Origin of the sequence: Nostocoides vanveenii (genome assembly GCF_039531165.1) — a bacterium.
Taxonomy (GTDB): Bacteria; Actinomycetota; Actinomycetes; order Actinomycetales; family Dermatophilaceae; genus Nostocoides_A; species Nostocoides_A vanveenii.
This window is the reverse complement of the sequence record NZ_BAAAPN010000045.1, coordinates 120139-136215: the sequence shown is the minus strand read 5'-3', so window position 1 is coordinate 136215 and position 16077 is coordinate 120139. Positions and strand designations below refer to the sequence as shown.

Genomic DNA, 16077 nt, shown 5'->3' with positions numbered 1-16077 from the left:
GCGGCCGGCCCGGATCAATCCGGGTCGTCGACGTGCATCCGGATCCGGAGCGGCTCGGCCACCTTGCGGGCGCTGCGTTCGGCCCGGATGGCGCGCAACTCGCCACTCAGCCCGGGCGCGGCCTCGGTCGTCGTGCGCAGCAACAACCGGTGGCTGTCCCCACTGGGGAGCGCCAGCGGCCCGAATGCCGTTGCCCCAGAAGCTATCCCGGCCCGCTGAGCGATCTCGGCCAGCGTCTTGCGATCCCCGGTTGCCTCGGCGAAGACCGCCACGGGCGGCAGGCCGAGCTCCGCCCGGGCCGTCAACTCGTTCCGCGCCAACCAAACCGGATCCCACCGGATCAAGGCATCCACCGCCGGCGCGGCCCCGTCCGGCGGTGCACCACACACCACGACGACACCACCGAGGGATCGGCCACGCACCAGTGCGGCCGCGGCGAGCCAGCGTCTCAAGGTCTCGGGCTGGGCATCCAGCGAGGGCCGGTCGAGCAGCGCCCAGGCGTCCAACAGCAGCGCCGCGGCATAGCCACCGTCAGCGACCGGCTCGGCGCCGGGCGTGGCGATCACCAGCGCCGGCCGCCCGGGCACCCGGCTGAGCACTGTGCCGGCCCCCGAGGTCAGCACGGCGAACCCGGGGAAGGCGCGCCCCAATTCTTCCGCCGTGCGCCGAGCGCCGATCACCAGGGAGCGCACCTGGGTGCCCTCGCACACCGGGCAAACCCAACCCGGCGCTTGTCGCGAGCACCAGCCGCACGACGGAAACGCCTGCGCGGCATCGAGTTTCAGCGGACCCTGGCAGTTGGGACAGCGCGCCCGCGCCCGGCACGTGCGACAGGCCAGCGACGGCACATAGCCCCGCCGCGGCACCTGGATCAACACCGGCCCACTGGCCAGCGCCTCCTTTGCCGCCCGCCACGCCGGTGTGGGGAGGCGGGCCGACCGGGCGCCCGCGTCGCGCTCCTGCTCGGTGTCACTCTCGCCGGCCACCGTGGCAGCGGGCGCGTGGTCACGGGCATACGCCCGGGTGACGGTGACCGAGCGCACCGCGCCTGACTCTACGAGCGCCTGGCTGCGGACGCTGCGGCCGAACCCACCCAGGATCAGCGCGGCACCTTCGATCGCCGCCCGCCGCCGCGCGACGTCGGCGCTGTGCACATAGGGTGCGCGTGGCTCCTCGTGCAGGTCATCCCCGTCGTCCCAGACGACGATCAGCCCGAGCCGGTCAACGGGTGCGTATGCCGCCGCGCGGGTCCCGATCGCCACCGGCACGTGCCCGCGAAGCACCCGCAGCCACGAGGTGTAGCGCGCCTGTGGGCCTTGATCGGCGGTCAGCCGCACGTGCTGACCGGGACCCAGCACCCGCACCAGCGCCGCGTCGACTCGCTCGACGTCGCGGTGATCGGGCACGACGACGAGGCTCCCGCGGCCACCGAGCAGGGTCAGCCCCACGGCTTCGGCAATCGCCGCCGGCCAGTCCTCTTCCGGCCCGACGGCACCCGGCGCCGCGCACCAGGCCGCGGCGGGCGCATCCCCCTCGATCAGCCGCCGGAGCAGGGCCTGACCTGCCGGGTAGGCCGACCACGCGGCTGGGTCCGTCGAGAGGGTGAAGTCCGCCCCGTCGGGGGCCGCCATCGGTAGGGCACGCTCGGCGCGGGCGTGCCTAGGCGGGATGGCGAGCCGGAGCACGTCGCCAACGGTGGCGGCATACGCCTCGGCGAGTTCCTCGGCGAGCCGCAGGATGGCCGGACGGAGCACCTGCTCCTCGGAAACCACACTGCGGATCGGTGCCAGCCGGCCGGTGTGCTCCGCCCGAGCCCGCCGCTCGACGACATAGCCCGGCAGGTCCTGCCCGGCAAAGCGCACCTTGACGCGCACGCCCGGCTGGGCCGCGTCGCTCAGGGCCTGCGGAACGGCATACTCGAAAGGGCGATCCAGGTGTGGAAGACCGGTGTCCACCACCACGAGGGCAACCGGCAGCGAGACCTCGGGTGCCTGGGCACCCGAGGCGGTCGCGTCCGTCACCGTCATGCGTCGAACGCTACCCGCGCGCTCCGACAGCGACGGCCGGACCCGAGCGGGTCAGCCTGCGAGCGCGCGGCGCAGTTCCTCGACGCGGTCGGTGCGCTCCCAGGTGAAGGCGTTCTCGACGCCCTCGGCGCTCGTGCGGCCGAAGTGCCCATAGGCCGCGGTCGGCACATAGATCGGCCGCAGCAGGTCGAGATCGTGGACGATGGCCGCGGGCCGCAGGTCGAAGACCGTGGTGATGGCATTCCGGATCGCGTCGATCGGCGCGGTCTCGGTGCCGAAGGTCTCGACATAGAGGCCGACCGGCTGGGCCTTGCCGATGGCATACGCCACCTGGACCTCGCAGCGGCCGGCCAGGCCGGCAGCGACGACATTCTTGGCGACCCAACGCATGGCATACGCAGCGGAGCGGTCGACCTTCGAGGGGTCCTTGCCCGAGAAGGCGCCGCCACCGTGCCGTGCCATGCCGCCGTAGGTGTCGACGATGATCTTGCGACCGGTCAGGCCCGCGTCGCCCATCGGGCCACCGATGACGAACTTGCCGGTGGGGTTGATCAGGGTCCGGTAGCCGCTGATGTCCAAGGTGTTGCCGGCCTCGGCGAGTTCGGCGAGCACGGGCGCGATGACCTGCTGCTCGATGTCCGGCGCCAGCAGGTCGTCCAGGGAGATCCCGTCCGCATGCTGCGTCGAGACGACCACGGTGTCCAGCCGCACGGCCTTGTCACCGTCGTATTCGATGGTCACCTGGGTCTTGCCGTCGGGGCGCAGGTAGGCGACCGTGCTGTCCTTGCGGACCGCGGTCAGGCGCTCGGCGAGCCGGTGCGCAAGATAGATCGGCAGGGGCATCAACTCGGCGGTGTCCTGGCAGGCATACCCGAACATCAGGCCCTGGTCGCCGGCGCCCTGCTTGTCCAGCGCGTCGATGGTCCCGGTCCGCGCCTCGTAGGCCGAGTCCACGCCCTGGGCGATATCGGGGCTCTGCTGCCCGATCGAGATCGAGACGCCACAGGAGCCGCCGTCGAAGCCCTTGGTGGAGCTGTCGTAGCCGATCTGACGGACACGCTCGCGCACCAGGCGCGGAATCTCGACGTAGGCCTCGGTGGTGACTTCACCCGCGACGTGCACCAGTCCGGTAGTGACCATCGTCTCGACGGCGACCCGGCTGCCCGGGTCCTGCTCGAGCATGGCGTCGAGGATGGTGTCGGAGATCTGGTCGCAGATCTTGTCCGGGTGGCCTTCGGTGACGGACTCCGAAGTGAACAGACGAGCGGACACGCGCGAAAACTCCTCAAAACCGGGAATGGGGTGCACCCTGCGAAGGCACGAACGGCATGGATTCTAATGCTCGCGGCGCCACCGGCCCGCAGGCTGTCCAGAACCGGCGTGGGCGCTAGACCAGCAGGTCGCGGGCGGCATCGAGGACGGCGTCCGCGATGATCTCTTTGCGTGCGGGGCCAGCGTCGATCGGCGGACCGCCGTCCTGGCGCAGGATGTGCACGGTGTTCTCGTCGCGGCCGAAGGTGACGTCCACCCCGACCTCGTTGACGACCAGCAGGTCGCAGCCCTTGCGGGCCAGCTTCTCGCGGCCGAGTTCGTGCACCGAGCGTCCCGGCTCCCCGGTCTCGGCGGCGAAGCCGACGATCACCGGCGACGTCGCGGCGCCGCGGTCGGCGACCAACCCCGCAAGGATGTCCGGGTTACGCACCAAGGTGATGGTGGGCGCGTCGTTCTCGGTCCCGGGGGCGTGCGTCTTCTTCATCTTGCTCTCGGCATAGACCGCGGGCCGATAGTCGGCCACTGCCGCTGCCATGACGATCACATCCGCCCAGTCGGTATGCCCGCGGATCGCCTCCTGCATCTCCAGCGCGGATCCGACGCGGATCACGTCCACTCCGGGCGCGGCGCTGAGGTCGGCATTGGCGCTGATCAGCCGGACCGACGCGCCGCGAGCCGCGGCTCGTGCGGCCAGGGCGTAGCCCTGCTTGCCGGAGCTGCGATTGCCGAGGAAGCGCACGGGGTCCAAGGGCTCGCGCGTCCCGCCGGCCGTGATCAGCACCCGGCGGCCGGCGTAGTCGCCGGCACGGGAGGGCTCGGCAGCCCCGCGAACCGGGCCACGGTGCTCGGTGAGCAGGCGCCGGCATACGGCAAAGATGTCCTCGGGCTCGGGCAGCCGCCCCGGGCCGGTGTCGGCGCCGGTGAGGCGGCCCGCGGCCGGCGGGATGACATGGCAGCCGCGCTGGATCAGCAGGTCGACATTGGCCTGGGTCGCCGGGTGGTCCCACATCTCGGTGTGCATGGCCGGGGCGAAGACCACCGGGCACCGGGCGGTGAGGAGGGTCGCGGTGAGCAGGTCGTCGGCCAGGCCGGCGGCCGCCCGCGCGAGCAGGTCGGCGGTCGCCGGCGCGATGACGACCAGATCGGCCTGCTGGCCGAGGCGCACGTGCGGCACGGCGCTGACATTGGTCCAGACGTCGGTCTGCACCGGCTTGCCCGACAAGGCGGCCCACGTGGGCGCGCCGACGAATTCCAGGGCGGCGCTGGTAGGCACGACCGTTACGTCGTGACCGGATTCGGTGAACAGCCGCAGCAAGAGTGCGGCCTTGTAGGCGGCGATGCCGCCGGAGACGCCGAGGACGACCTTCATTGCTCGCCCGATCGCGTTCAGACCTCGGTGGGCTCGGAGGTCAGCAGACTCTCGTTGATCTCGCGCAGCGCGATCGAGAGCGGCTTCTCGTGCATCTGCGACTCGACGAGCGGGCCGACATACTCCAGCAGGCCTTCCTGGAGCTGGGAGTAGTAGGCGTTGATCTGACGCGCACGCTTGGCGGAGTAGAGCACCAGGGCGTACTTGCTGTCGGCGGCGTGCAGCAGCAGGTCATCGATCGGCGGGCTCGTGATGCCGATGGGGTTGGGCAGGGTTCCAGACACGTAGGCAGCCTCGATGTGCGAAGGGTTTCGGGGGTTATCCCATCAATGATACGAGTTCCTCGGCGGCGCGCTGGACATCGTCGTTGACGATGCGCACGTCGAACTCGTCCGCTGCCGCAAGTTCGACGCGCGCGGTGGCCAGCCTGGCCTCGCGCTCGTCCCGACTCTCGGTGCCTCGGCCGATCAGGCGGCGCACGAGTTCGTCCCAACTGGGCGGGTCGAGGAAGACGAAGAGCGCCTCGGGCATCGATTCGCGTACCTGTCGCGCGCCCTGTAGGTCGATTTCCAGCAGCGGGGAGAGCCCGGCGGCGATGGCCTCGATCACCGGGCCGCGCGGCGTGCCGTACTTGGCCCGGCCGTGGACGACGGCCCATTCGAGTAGGTCGCCGTCGGCACGCATCCGTTCGAAGGTCGCGTCATCGATGAACCGATAGTGGATGCCGTCGACCTCGGTGGGCCTCGGCGGCCGTGTCGTCACGGACACCGAGAGCCACACCTTGGGGAAGTGCTCCCGGACGTATGCCGAAACGCTCCCCTTCCCGACCGCGGTCGGGCCGGCGAGAACTGTCAACCGACCCGCAGCCATACAACCGAGGTTACTTGGCGGGAAAGCGCTCGAGGAGCGCGGCGGCCTGGTTGGCGCCGAGCCCGCGCACCCGACGGCTCGGCGAGATGCCGAGTTCGTCCATGATCGCGGCGGCCCGGATCTTGCCGACGCCCGGCATCGACTCAAGGAGAGCGGAGACGCGCATCTTGCCGATGACGTCATTGGTCTTGCCTTCGTCAATCACCGAAGCGATCGACCCGCTGGCGTGTTTCAACCGGTTCTTGACCGCGGCCCGCTCCTGACGGGCGATGGCAGCCTTCTCGAGAGCGGCGGCGCGCTGCTCGGGTGTGAGCGGGGGGAGTGCCACGCTCATACTCCTCTCAATCATGGAAAGACCCCCCGACGGTGGAGGGCCTCCCGGCGCCTTGGCGGGCGCCAGTGAGCGCATCCTAGTGAAGAGTTCGCCGTGCCGCCTCCCGAAGGGAAGCCACCTGCGGACCGGCGGCCAGAATCTCTCGGCTCGAGGCCGCGAGCACATTGGGCAAGGCGGCGCCGAAGACCTCTCGGGCCTCATCGAGGCCGGCGCCCTGAGCTCCGAAACCGGGCGCCAGAATCGGCGCATTCGCTGCCGCCAGATCGATGCCCAGGTCGCGCGGCGCGCTGCCCACGGTCGCCCCGACGACCAGGCCGACACTGCCGAGTATGCCGTTCTCCCCTGCCCCGGCGTTCGCCGCGGCGGCTCCGGAAACCATTGCGGCAGCGACACTTTCGCCCCCGATACGGGCGTGCTGGACGCTTGCGCCCTCGGGGTTGGAGGTCAGGGCGAGCACGAAGAGGCCGCGTCCGGTGGTGGCGGCCAGATCGAGGGCCGGCCCCAGGGAGCCAAAGCCGAGATAGGGGCTGACCGTGATCGCGTCGGCGGCGAGCGGCGCATCGTCACGCAGATAGGCCCGGGCATACCCGGCCATCGTCGAGCCGATGTCGCCGCGCTTGACGTCGAGAATCGTCAAGGTGCCCGCGACACGGAAGGCCGCCAGGGTGGCCTCGAGCGCAGCGATCCCGTCGCTGCCATATTCCTCGAAAAAGGCCGACTGGGGCTTGACCACGGCCACCTGCCCGGCGAAGGCATCGACGCAGATTTCGCCGAACCGCCGAACGCCCGCGGCCGAGACCGGCAGCCCCCAGTCGGTCAGGATCTGTGGGTGCGGGTCGAGGCCGACGCATAGCGGCCCGTAGGTGTCCATCGCCGTGCGCAGGCGCGCGCCGAAGGTGCTCATCGGGTCTCCTTTGTCAGATGGGGTGGGCGGCACCGACGAGGTCGGCATAGCGGGCGCCGCGGTCGGCGACGAGCCCGGCGAGTTCGCCGAGGACCCGCACCGGGGCGAGCGGGTCGTTGAAGGTGGCCGTGCCGACCTGGATGGCACTCGCGCCGGCCAGCGTCAACTCCAGGGCGTCCCGACCGGAGCGTACTCCCCCGACCCCGACGATCGGTGCGGACGGGATGCGACCCGCTCGCATGGCGGCATGGGTCTGCCAGATGGCCCGGACCGCGACCGGCCGGACGGCCGGGCCGGACAGGCCACCGGTCGTGCCGAACAGGTGCGGGCGCTGCCGGTCGATGTCGATGGCGATGCCGAGCAGCGTGTTGATCATCGTCAGCCCGTCGGCACCTCCCGCGAGTGCTGCTTCGGCGATGCCCACGATGTCGGTGACATCCGGAGTCACCTTGGCCAGCAACGGAATTCCCCGTGGGACAACCTCACGGACCAGCCGCAGCACGGTGGCCGACGACTCGGGATCGCAGGCATACACCAAGCCGCGGCGCGCGACATTGGGGCAGGAGATGTTGACCTCGATCGCCGCGACCGCGCCGAAGGCCGGCGCGGCCACGAGCCGCTCGGCGACGCGCGCGAACTCCTCGCTGCTCTCGCCGGCGATCGACACGATCACCCGGGCGCCGACCGATTGCAACCAGGGCAGGTCGGTGGTCACGAAGGCCTCGATACCCGGACCCTGGAGGCCGATCGAGTTGAGCATGCCGCTGGGCGTCTCCGCCATCCGCGGCGTCCCGCGACCGGATTGGGGTTCGGCCTTGACGGACTTGGTCACGAAGGCACCGAGCTCGGCGATGTCGAAGAAGCGGTGCAACTCCTTGCCGTTCGCGGCGCAGCCCGACGCCGTCATCAGCGGGTTGGGCAAGGTCACGCCGCCCAGATCGGTCGTCAGGTCGACGGTGGTCAGATCCTCGGTCATGGCGTCACCGCCGGCGCCCCGAGGCAGTCGGCGGGCACGGCGACCCGCCCGTCCGCGATGACGTCCCACCGCACGGCCGTGCCGGTGAAGACCGGCCCGTCGAGGCAGGACCGGCTCATCCGAGTGATGCCGTCGTCGCCGGTGATCGGCAGAACACACGTCATACAGACGCCGACCCCGCAGGCCATGGCCTCCTCGACGGCGACCTGCGCCTGCGCCCCGTGCGCCTCGGCGATCTCGGTAGCCGCGCGCAGCATTCCCATCGGCCCGCAGGCGTAGACGAGCTCGGCGTGAGTGCGGGTCAGCAACTCCGGCAGCGGCTGGGTGACGAGGCCGGTCGCGCCCGCCGACCCGTCATCGGTCATCACCACCATCTCGTCCACCGAATCGGCTCCCGATCGGGCGCCAAAGAGCCGCCGCTCAGTCGCCGCGCCCAGGATGAGGTGAGTCGAACAGCCTTGGACCCGAAGGCTTTCGGCCAGCCAGAAGAGCGGCGCGGACCCGTAGCCGCCCCCGACGAGGATGCACGGCCGAGGCGCGGAGGGCGAGGTGAAGCCGCGGCCGAGCGGCCCGACGACACTGACCTCGCCCCCGGCGCGCAACCGGGTGATCCACCGAGTCCCCGGCCCGGCGTCGGCGACGACGATCTCGACCGTGCCCGCATCGGCCGAGACCCGGTGGATCGAGAAGGACCGACGCAGCAGCAGGGCCGAGTCCGCGCCGTCGATCGCCAGGGCGACGAACTGCCCCGGCGTGGCAAGCACGGCGATCTCGGGTGCGACCAGGGTCAGCCGCCGGTAGTCGCCGGCCGGCTCACTGGCGCGGACGGCGGCATCGACGCGGGTGACCCGGTCCCGCACCGGCGTCGCCGTCACTGCTCGCCTCGCCGGCCGTAGAGGTCGAGATCGCGAGCGTGTTCCTGCAAGCTCTTGACGCGCAACTCGTGGTGGATCGCCGACTCAATGCCCTGCACGGCCGCACCGAGTTGCTGCACGGTCGTGATGATCGGCTTGTCCATGGCCGTGATGGCCTGACGGATCTTGTAGCCGTCCTCGCGGGCGTTCTGCCCGGAGGGGGTGTTGACCACCATGTCGATCGTGCCGGCGTTGATCTGCTCGACGACGCTGGTCTCCCCCGGCCCGCGTTCGCTGACCTTGCGCACCACCTCGGCCTCGACTCCATTGCGCCGCAAGACATCTGCGGTCCCGACGGTGGCGACGATGGTGAAGCCCAGATCGCGCAGCCGCATGATCGGGAAGATCATCGCCCGCTTGTCGCGATTGGCCATCGAGACGAAGATCCGGCCTCTCGTCGGCAACTCGCACATCGCGCCGGTCTGGCTCTTGGCGAAGGCTGCCCCGAAGTCGATGTCGATCCCCATCACCTCGCCGGTGGAGCGCATCTCGGGCCCGAGAAGGGCGTCAACCACGGTGCCGTCGGCCGTGCGGAAGCGCTTGAAGGGCAGCACGGCCTCCTTGACCGACAGGTGCGCGTGCGTGGGCAGATCACCCCCGTCGCCGGTGGGCGGCAGCAGGCCCTCCTCGCGCAGCTGGGCGATCGAGGCGCCGAGCATGACCCGGGCCGCCGCCTTGGCCAGCGGCACGCCGGTCGCCTTGGCGACGAAGGGCACCGTGCGCGAGGCCCGCGGGTTCGCTTCCAGCACATAGAGGACGTCGTGGGCCAGCGCGAACTGGACGTTCATCAGGCCACGGACGCCGATCCCTTGCGCCAGAGCGAGGGTCGAGCGACGCACCCGCGCCAGCTCCTCGCGGCCCAGGGTGGCCGGCGGCAGGGTGCAGGCCGAGTCGCCAGAGTGCACGCCGGCCTCCTCGATGTGCTCCATGATGCCGCCGACATACATCTCCTCGCCGTCGAAGAGAACATCGACGTCGATCTCGATGGCGTCATCGAGGAAGCGGTCGACGAGGATCGGGTGCTCGGGCGAGGCCTTCGCCGCGCGCGTGATGTATTCGGCCAGGGTGGCATCGTCGTAGACGATCTCCATCCCCCGGCCACCGAGCACGTAGGACGGCCGCACCAGCACCGGGTACCCGATCTCCGCAGCCACCGAGATCGCCTCGGCCGCCGAGTAGGCCGTGCCGTGCTTAGGCGCCGGAAGGGCCGCCGCCGCGAGGACCCGCCCGAAGGCGCCGCGGTCTTCGGCGAGGTGGATGGCGTCCGGCGAGGTCCCGACGATGGGCACGCCCTCGTCCATCAGGGCCCGCGCCAGCCCCAGGGGTGTCTGCCCCCCGAGCTGGACGATGACACCCGCCACGGGACCGGCCTGCCGCTCGGCGTGGACGACCTCGAGGACGTCCTCCAGGGTCAGCGGCTCGAAGTAGAGCCGCGAACTGGTGTCGTAGTCGGTCGAGACGGTCTCGGGATTGCAGTTCACCATGATGGTGTCGTAGCCGGCGTCGCGCAGGGCGAAACTCGCGTGCACGCAGGAGTAGTCGAACTCGACGCCCTGCCCGATCCGGTTCGGCCCGGAACCGAGGATGATGACGGCCGGCCGCTCGCGCGGCGCCACCTCCGTCTCCTCGTCATAGGTCGAGTAGTGATAGGGGGTCAGCGCCGCGAACTCGGCCGCGCACGTGTCGACCGTCTTGTAGACCGGACGCACCCCGAGGGCCTGCCGCACGCCGCGCAGGACGGACTCGGGCATACCGCGCAGCTGGGCAATCTGCTTGTCGGAGAAGCCGTGTCGCTTGGCGAGCCGCAGCAGGTCAGGATCGAGTCGCTCGGCCGCGAGCACTTCTTGCGCGAGGTCGTTGATCAAGGCGATCTGGTCGAGGAACCACGGATCGATCCCCGTGATCTCGTGGACCCGCTCGACGCTCGTCCCGGCGCGCAGGGCTTGCTGGACCGCGATGATGCGCCCGTCGGTGGGGATCGCGATGCCCGCGAGGAGCGCATCCAGGTCGTCGCCGGCCGGAGGCTGCCCCGTCCAATGGAAGGTCGAGTCGGCCTTCTCCATCGAGCGGAGCGCCTTCTGCAGCGCCTCGGTGAAGTTGCGCCCGAGCGCCATCGCCTCACCGACCGACTTCATCGTGGTGGTCAGCGTCGGGTCGGCCGAGGGGAACTTCTCGAAGGCGAAGCGCGGCACCTTGACAACGATGTAGTCGAGGCTGGGCTCGAAGCTCGCCGGGGTCTCCTGGGTGATGTCATTGCGGACTTCGTCCAGGGTGTAGCCGATGGCGACCTTCGCAGCGATCTTGGCGATCGGGAAGCCGGTGGCCTTGGATGCCAGTGCGCTGGAACGGGAGACGCGCGGGTTCATCTCGATGACGATGATTCGGCCGTTCTCGGGGTTGACGGCGAACTGGATATTGCAGCCGCCGGTGGCGACTCCGACCTCGCGGATGACGGCGATGCCGATGTCACGCAGTCGTTGGTACTCCCGGTCGGTCAGGGTCAGCGCCGGCGCAACGGTGATCGAGTCGCCCGTATGCACGCCCATCGGGTCGAGATTCTCGATGGAGCAGACGACGACGACGTTGTCGGCGCCGTCGCGCATGATCTCGAGCTCGTATTCCTTCCAGCCGAGGATCGACTCCTCCAGGAGCACCTCGGTAACCGGGGAGTACTGCAGACCCGCGCCGGCGATCCGGCGTAGCTCGTCCTCGTCATACGCGAAGCCGCTGCCGAGCCCGCCCATCGTGAAGGAAGGCCGCACCACGACGGGGTAGCTGAGTTTCGTTGCGGCGGCGAGACATTCGTCCATGGTGTGGCAGATGATCGACCGTGCGGACTCGGCGCCGCAGCGCTCGACGACGCCCTTGAACTTCTCGCGGTCCTCGCCGAGCTGGATGGCCTCGACGTTGGCACCGATGAGCGGGCAGCCGTACTTCTCGAGGATCCCCTGCTCGTGCAGCGCCATGGCCGCGTTCAGTGCCGTCTGGCCACCCAGCGTCGCGAGCACCGCGTCCGGGCGCTCCTTGGCGATGATCTTCTCGATGACCTCGGGCGTGATCGGCTCGACATAGGTCGCGTCGGCGAACTCCGGGTCGGTCATGATCGTCGCCGGGTTGGAGTTGACCAGGACGACCCGGATGCCCTCCTCGCGCAGCACCCGGCAGGCCTGGGTCCCCGAGTAGTCGAACTCGCACGCCTGGCCGATCACAATCGGCCCGGAGCCGATGACGAGGACCGAGGTGATGTCGTCGCGCCTAGGCACCCTACTTCACCCCTTCCAACAGGGCCGCGAACCGGTCGAAGAGATAGTCGGCATCGTGTGGACCGGCCGCGGCCTCCGGGTGGTATTGCACCGAAAAGGCTGGCAGGTCAAGGCATTCCAGACCTTCCACGACATCGTCGTTGAGGCAGACGTGACTGACCCGCACCCGGCCGTATGCCGTGTCCGCCGGCGCGGGAACCGGGTCACCGAGGGGCGCATCGACGGCGAAACCGTGGTTGTGGGCGGTCACCTCGACCTTGCCGGTCGCGATGTCCTGCACCGGCTGGTTGATGCCGCGATGACCATATCTCAGCTTGTAGGTGCCGAAGCCGAGAGCCCGCCCGAGGATCTGGTTGCCGAAGCAGATGCCGAAGAACGGCAGCCGTGCGGCCAGCACCGCGCGCAGCACGCCGACCTCGTGATCGGCGGTGGCCGGATCGCCCGGGCCATTGGAGAAGAAGACCCCGTCCGGTGCGACCGCCGCGATGTCGGCGAAGGTCGCGGTTGCCGGCAACACGTGCACCTCGATGCCACGGCGCGCCAACAACTGCGGGGTCATCGCCTTGATGCCCAGGTCGAGCGCAGCCACCGTGAAGCGCTTTTCACCCTGTGCCGCAACTACATACGCCTCCTTGGTGCTCACCTCGGGGGCCAGCTGGCTACCCGACATCGCGGGCGCCTCGGTCACCCGCTGCAGCAGGCTCGCCGGCGTGGCGGCGGCGTCCGGGCCGCTGAAGATGCCCACCCGCATCGCGCCACGCTCACGCAGATGCCGGGTCAGGGCGCGCGTGTCGATGCCGCTGATCCCGACGACCCCCTGCGCGGCCAACTGCTCGTCGAGTGAACCGCGCGAGCGCCAGTTCGACGGCCGGAGGGCAGGATCGCGCACAACGAAGCCGCTGACCCAGATGCGCTGGGACTCGGCGTCCTCGTCGTTCCAGCCGGTATTGCCGATGTGGGGCGCCGTCATGACGACAACCTGGCGGTGGTAGCTGGGGTCGGTCAGGGTCTCTTGATAGCCGGTCATCCCGGTGTTGAAGACGGCCTCGCCGACGGTCGTGCCGCGGGCGCCGAAGGCCTGCCCGGTGAAGCGGCGCCCGTCCTCGAGAACGAGAACAGCGGTGTCGTTCGCTGAAGTGGTGACGCTCACTGGTCGTGAACCTTCCCGTCGAGGGCGGTGATCCGGCCGCGCAGGATGGTCGCATGGACCGCGCCGGTGAAGCTCATCCCGTGCCAAGGATTGTTGCGGGACAACGAGTGCGAGACCGCCGCATCGACGGTGACGGCCCGCTCCGGGTCGATCACCACGAGATTGGCGGGGTTACCGACGGCTATCGAGCGGCCGTGCTCGGTCAGCCCGGCGATGCGGGCCGGATCGATCGACATCCGGCGCACGAGATCGCTCATCGTCATCTGGCCCGACCGGACCATCAGGTCATGGACGACGGCGAACGCGGTCTCTAGGCCGAGCATCCCGAAGGCCGCCGCCTCGAACGCGTGCTCCTTGTCGTGCCGGGCGTGCGGGGCGTGGTCCGTGGCGACCGCGTCGATGGTCCCGTCGGCCAGCGCCTCGCGCAGCGCCTCCTGGTCCTCACGCGGGCGCAGCGGCGGGTTGACTTTGAAGACCGGATCGTAGCCGCGCACCAACTCAGTGCCGAGAGCCAGGTGGTGCGGAGTGACCTCCGCGGTGACGGCAATGCCGTGGTTCTTGGCCCACCGGATGACCTCGACCGATTCCGCTGTGGAGACGTGCGCCACATGGACTCGCGAGCCCGTATGCCGGGCCAGTTGCACATCGCGCGCGACAATCGCGGACTCGGCCACCGCCGGCCAGCCGGGCAGGCCCAGTCGCCCCGAGATCTCGCCCTCGTGGCAGCACGCGCTCGCTCCGGCGAGGTTCGCGTCCCGGGCGTGTTGGGAGATCACCCCGCCAAAGGGCTTGAGGTATTCCAGCGCCCGCCGCATCACGCGGGCGTCCTGGACACAGCGCCCGTCATCGGAGAAGAAGCGCACTCGAGCGCGGGAGCGGGCCATCAGGCCCAGCTCGGCAAGCTCTTCTCCCGCAAGACCTTTGGTGACGGCGCCGACGGGCTGGACGTCGGCAAGGCCGACCGCCCGCCCGCGGTCGAGGAGGAGTTCGGCGGCCTCTGCGGTGTCGGTCACTGGGGAGGTGTTGGCCATCGCCAGGATCGCGGTGAAGCCGCCGGCGGCCGCTGCTGCCGAGCCACTGGCGATCGTCTCGGCGTCCTCGCGTCCCGGTTCTCGCAGGTGGGTATGCAGGTCCACGAAGCCCGGCAGCAGTGCGAGTCCGTCGGCGGCCAAGCACGTCACCCCGTCGGGCGCGTCCGCGATCCGACCGATCTCGGCGATCCGGCCGTCCCGGATCAGGACATCCGCCGTCTCGCCCGGGCGCGGTTCGCCGGCGTCGCCGGCCGCATGGGTGACGTGGAGCGTGGCCCCGGTGATCAGCAGGTCACTCATGCGGCAGTCTCCTCGCCGGCGAGCAGGTGATAGAGCACGGCCATCCGCACCGCCAAGCCGCCCGAGACCTGGTCGAGGATGATCGACGCCCCCGACTCGGCGGCATCCGCGCTGATCTCCAGGCCGCGGTTCATCGGTCCGGGGTGCATCACGACCGCCTCGGGTTTGCGGTCGAGCAGCCGGGCGAGACGGGGGCGCGTCAGCCCGTAGCCGACGGTGTACTCGCGTGCGGTCGGGAAGTAGCCGCCGCTCATCCGCTCGCGCTGGACGCGCAGCATCATGACGGCATCCGGCGTGTCGTCGTCGAGCACTTCGTCCAGATCCCACGAGGTCGCGAAGCCGTCGCGGTCGGCCCAGTCCCTCATGCCGGCGGGCATGAGGGTCGGCGGCGCGACCACGGTCACCCGCGCGCCCAGGCTGGCCAAGGTGATGACATTGCTGCGGAAGACGCGACTGTGGGTCAGATCGCCGACGATCGCTACGTGCCTACCGTCCAGCTGACCGACGCGGGAGCGGAGGGTGTAGGCGTCCAGCAGGGCCTGCGTCGGGTGCTCATGCGTGCCGTCACCGGCATTGATGACGCTCGCATCGACCCACCCGGCCACCTGCTGGCAGGCGCCGCTCTGGTTGTGCCGGATGACGAGTGCGTCGACAGCCATCGCGTTGATGGTCTGGACGCTGTCGCGCAGCGACTCCCCCTTGGACGTCGAGGACCCTTTGGCCGAGAGGTTGATGGTGTCCGCCGACATCCACTTGCCGGCGATCTCGAAGCTACTGCGGGTGCGGGTGGAGTCCTCGAAGAAGAAGTTAATGATCGTGCGTCCGCGCAGGGTCGGCAGCTTCTTGACCTCACGGCGCTGGACGTCGTGCATCGACGCGGCTGTGGCCAAGATGGCCTCGACGTCCGTGCGGGTCAGATCCGCCGAGGACAGCAGGTGCTTGGTCATGCCGGGTCCCCCAATACCGTTGCGCCGGAAGCGATCCGGACGATGTCCTCGCCTCCGTCGAAGCCGGCCAAGCGGACCTGCACCTTCTCCTGATGCGAGGTCGGGAGGTTCTTGCCCACATGATCGGCGCGGATCGGCAACTCCCGGTGGCCGCGGTCCACCAACACAGCCAGCCGGACCGCGCGCGGCCGGCCGAGATCGGCGAGCGCGTCCAGCGCCGCCCGGATGGTGCGGCCGGAGTAGAGGACATCGTCGACGAGCACGACGACCTTGCCGTCGATCCCCCCGGCCGGTATGACCGTGCGCATGGGCGCCCGCGTCGGTTGCCGGCGCAGGTCGTCGCGGTGCATGGTGATGTCGAGGTCGCCGACCGGGATCGGGCCGCACTCCTCGACCTCGGCGATCATCGCGGCGAGACGGCTAGCCAATTCCACGCCGCGGCTCGGGATGCCGAGCAGGACCAGGTCGGTGGCGCCCTTGTTGTGTTCGAGGATCTCGTGCGCGATGCGTCGCAAGCACCGAGAGATCTCGGGAGCGGAAAGCACCGTGCGCCCGTCGGGGTCGATCGGGTGGCCCGCGGGAACCGTCATGTCGGCGCGCGTCATACGCGTGCGACCTCCTTCCCTGCCTCGCCGGACAGGTCGTTAAAGGATGTCTACCGAGGGGACACTCTACGACGCTCGGCGTCCTGGGTCGCACGGGGTCCACGGCCTGGCGGAT

Annotated in this window: 14 protein-coding genes; all 14 read right to left on the bottom strand. The window is 70.0% G+C overall.

What is annotated here, in order from left to right; all coding sequences use genetic code 11:
* Positions 1-14: 14 nt before the first annotated feature.
* Entirely contained in the window at positions 15-2027 is a 2013-nt protein-coding gene (locus ABD209_RS09445) for a primosomal protein N' family DNA-binding protein (protein ID WP_344065254.1), read from the bottom strand.
* A gap of 51 nt (positions 2028-2078) precedes the next feature.
* On the bottom strand, positions 2079-3299 hold the full coding sequence (gene metK / locus ABD209_RS09440; RefSeq protein WP_344065252.1) for a methionine adenosyltransferase: 1221 nt from the start codon (positions 3297-3299) through the stop codon (positions 2079-2081).
* Between the two features lie 115 nt (positions 3300-3414).
* Positions 3415-4668, bottom strand: coding sequence for a bifunctional phosphopantothenoylcysteine decarboxylase/phosphopantothenate--cysteine ligase CoaBC (coaBC, locus tag ABD209_RS09435; RefSeq protein ID WP_344065249.1), 1254 nt, complete (start codon positions 4666-4668; stop codon positions 3415-3417).
* A gap of 17 nt (positions 4669-4685) precedes the next feature.
* The gene (rpoZ, locus tag ABD209_RS09430) at positions 4686-4952 is read right to left on the bottom strand and encodes a DNA-directed RNA polymerase subunit omega (RefSeq protein WP_344065246.1); all 267 of its coding nucleotides are present in this window, start codon (positions 4950-4952) and stop codon (positions 4686-4688) included.
* Between the two features lie 34 nt (positions 4953-4986).
* Positions 4987-5538 carry a guanylate kinase gene (gene gmk / locus ABD209_RS09425; RefSeq protein WP_344065244.1) on the bottom strand — a complete coding sequence of 184 codons (552 nt, stop codon included), beginning with the start codon at positions 5536-5538 and terminating at the stop codon, positions 4987-4989.
* Positions 5539-5548: 10 nt separating this feature from the next.
* Positions 5549-5866 carry an integration host factor, actinobacterial type gene (gene mihF, locus ABD209_RS09420; RefSeq protein ID WP_324386022.1) on the bottom strand — a complete coding sequence of 106 codons (318 nt, stop codon included), beginning with the start codon at positions 5864-5866 and terminating at the stop codon, positions 5549-5551.
* 82 nt (positions 5867-5948) lie between these two features.
* Positions 5949-6776 carry an orotidine-5'-phosphate decarboxylase gene (gene pyrF, locus ABD209_RS09415; RefSeq protein WP_344065239.1) on the bottom strand — a complete coding sequence of 276 codons (828 nt, stop codon included), beginning with the start codon at positions 6774-6776 and terminating at the stop codon, positions 5949-5951.
* 13 nt (positions 6777-6789) lie between these two features.
* Positions 6790-7752 (bottom strand): dihydroorotate dehydrogenase, encoded by a 963-nt coding sequence (locus ABD209_RS09410; RefSeq protein WP_344065236.1) that lies wholly within the window; start codon positions 7750-7752, stop codon positions 6790-6792.
* Positions 7749-8627: a dihydroorotate dehydrogenase electron transfer subunit gene (locus ABD209_RS09405; RefSeq protein WP_344065233.1), complete on the bottom strand. Its 879-nt coding sequence runs from the start codon at positions 8625-8627 to the stop codon at positions 7749-7751. The genes ABD209_RS09410 and ABD209_RS09405 overlap by 4 nt, the downstream gene beginning before the upstream one ends.
* Positions 8624-11929 carry a carbamoyl-phosphate synthase large subunit gene (carB, locus tag ABD209_RS09400; protein WP_344065230.1) on the bottom strand — a complete coding sequence of 1102 codons (3306 nt, stop codon included), beginning with the start codon at positions 11927-11929 and terminating at the stop codon, positions 8624-8626. Before carB ends, ABD209_RS09405 begins: the two co-directional genes overlap by 4 nt.
* A 1-nt stretch (position 11930) precedes the next feature.
* Entirely contained in the window at positions 11931-13079 is a 1149-nt protein-coding gene (gene carA / locus ABD209_RS09395) for a glutamine-hydrolyzing carbamoyl-phosphate synthase small subunit (protein WP_324386027.1), read from the bottom strand.
* Positions 13076-14410: a dihydroorotase gene (locus tag ABD209_RS09390; protein WP_344065227.1), complete on the bottom strand. Its 1335-nt coding sequence runs from the start codon at positions 14408-14410 to the stop codon at positions 13076-13078. The genes carA and ABD209_RS09390 overlap by 4 nt, the downstream gene beginning before the upstream one ends.
* Positions 14407-15357, bottom strand: a complete 951-nt coding sequence (locus ABD209_RS09385) for an aspartate carbamoyltransferase catalytic subunit (RefSeq protein ID WP_344065224.1) — start codon at positions 15355-15357, stop codon at positions 14407-14409. Before ABD209_RS09385 ends, ABD209_RS09390 begins: the two co-directional genes overlap by 4 nt.
* A complete protein-coding gene (gene pyrR, locus ABD209_RS09380; protein ID WP_324386030.1) occupies positions 15354-15962 on the bottom strand; it encodes a bifunctional pyr operon transcriptional regulator/uracil phosphoribosyltransferase PyrR in 609 nt (202 codons plus the stop codon). Before pyrR ends, ABD209_RS09385 begins: the two co-directional genes overlap by 4 nt.
* Between the last annotated feature and the right edge of the window lie 115 nt (positions 15963-16077).

Coding starts and splice junctions, on each gene's coding strand:
- ABD209_RS09445 (WP_344065254.1), bottom strand. CDS start 2,027: ATGACGGTGACGGACGCGACCGCCTCGGGTGCCCAGGCACCCGAGGTC.
- coaBC (WP_344065249.1), bottom strand. CDS start 4,668: ATGAAGGTCGTCCTCGGCGTCTCCGGCGGCATCGCCGCCTACAAGGCC.
- gmk (WP_344065244.1), bottom strand. CDS start 5,538: ATGGCTGCGGGTCGGTTGACAGTTCTCGCCGGCCCGACCGCGGTCGGG.
- pyrF (WP_344065239.1), bottom strand. CDS start 6,776: ATGAGCACCTTCGGCGCGCGCCTGCGCACGGCGATGGACACCTACGGG.
- ABD209_RS09410 (WP_344065236.1), bottom strand. CDS start 7,752: ATGACCGAGGATCTGACCACCGTCGACCTGACGACCGATCTGGGCGGC.
- ABD209_RS09390 (WP_344065227.1), bottom strand. CDS start 14,410: ATGAGTGACCTGCTGATCACCGGGGCCACGCTCCACGTCACCCATGCG.
- ABD209_RS09385 (WP_344065224.1), bottom strand. CDS start 15,357: ATGACCAAGCACCTGCTGTCCTCGGCGGATCTGACCCGCACGGACGTC.
- pyrR (WP_324386030.1), bottom strand. CDS start 15,962: ATGACGCGCGCCGACATGACGGTTCCCGCGGGCCACCCGATCGACCCC.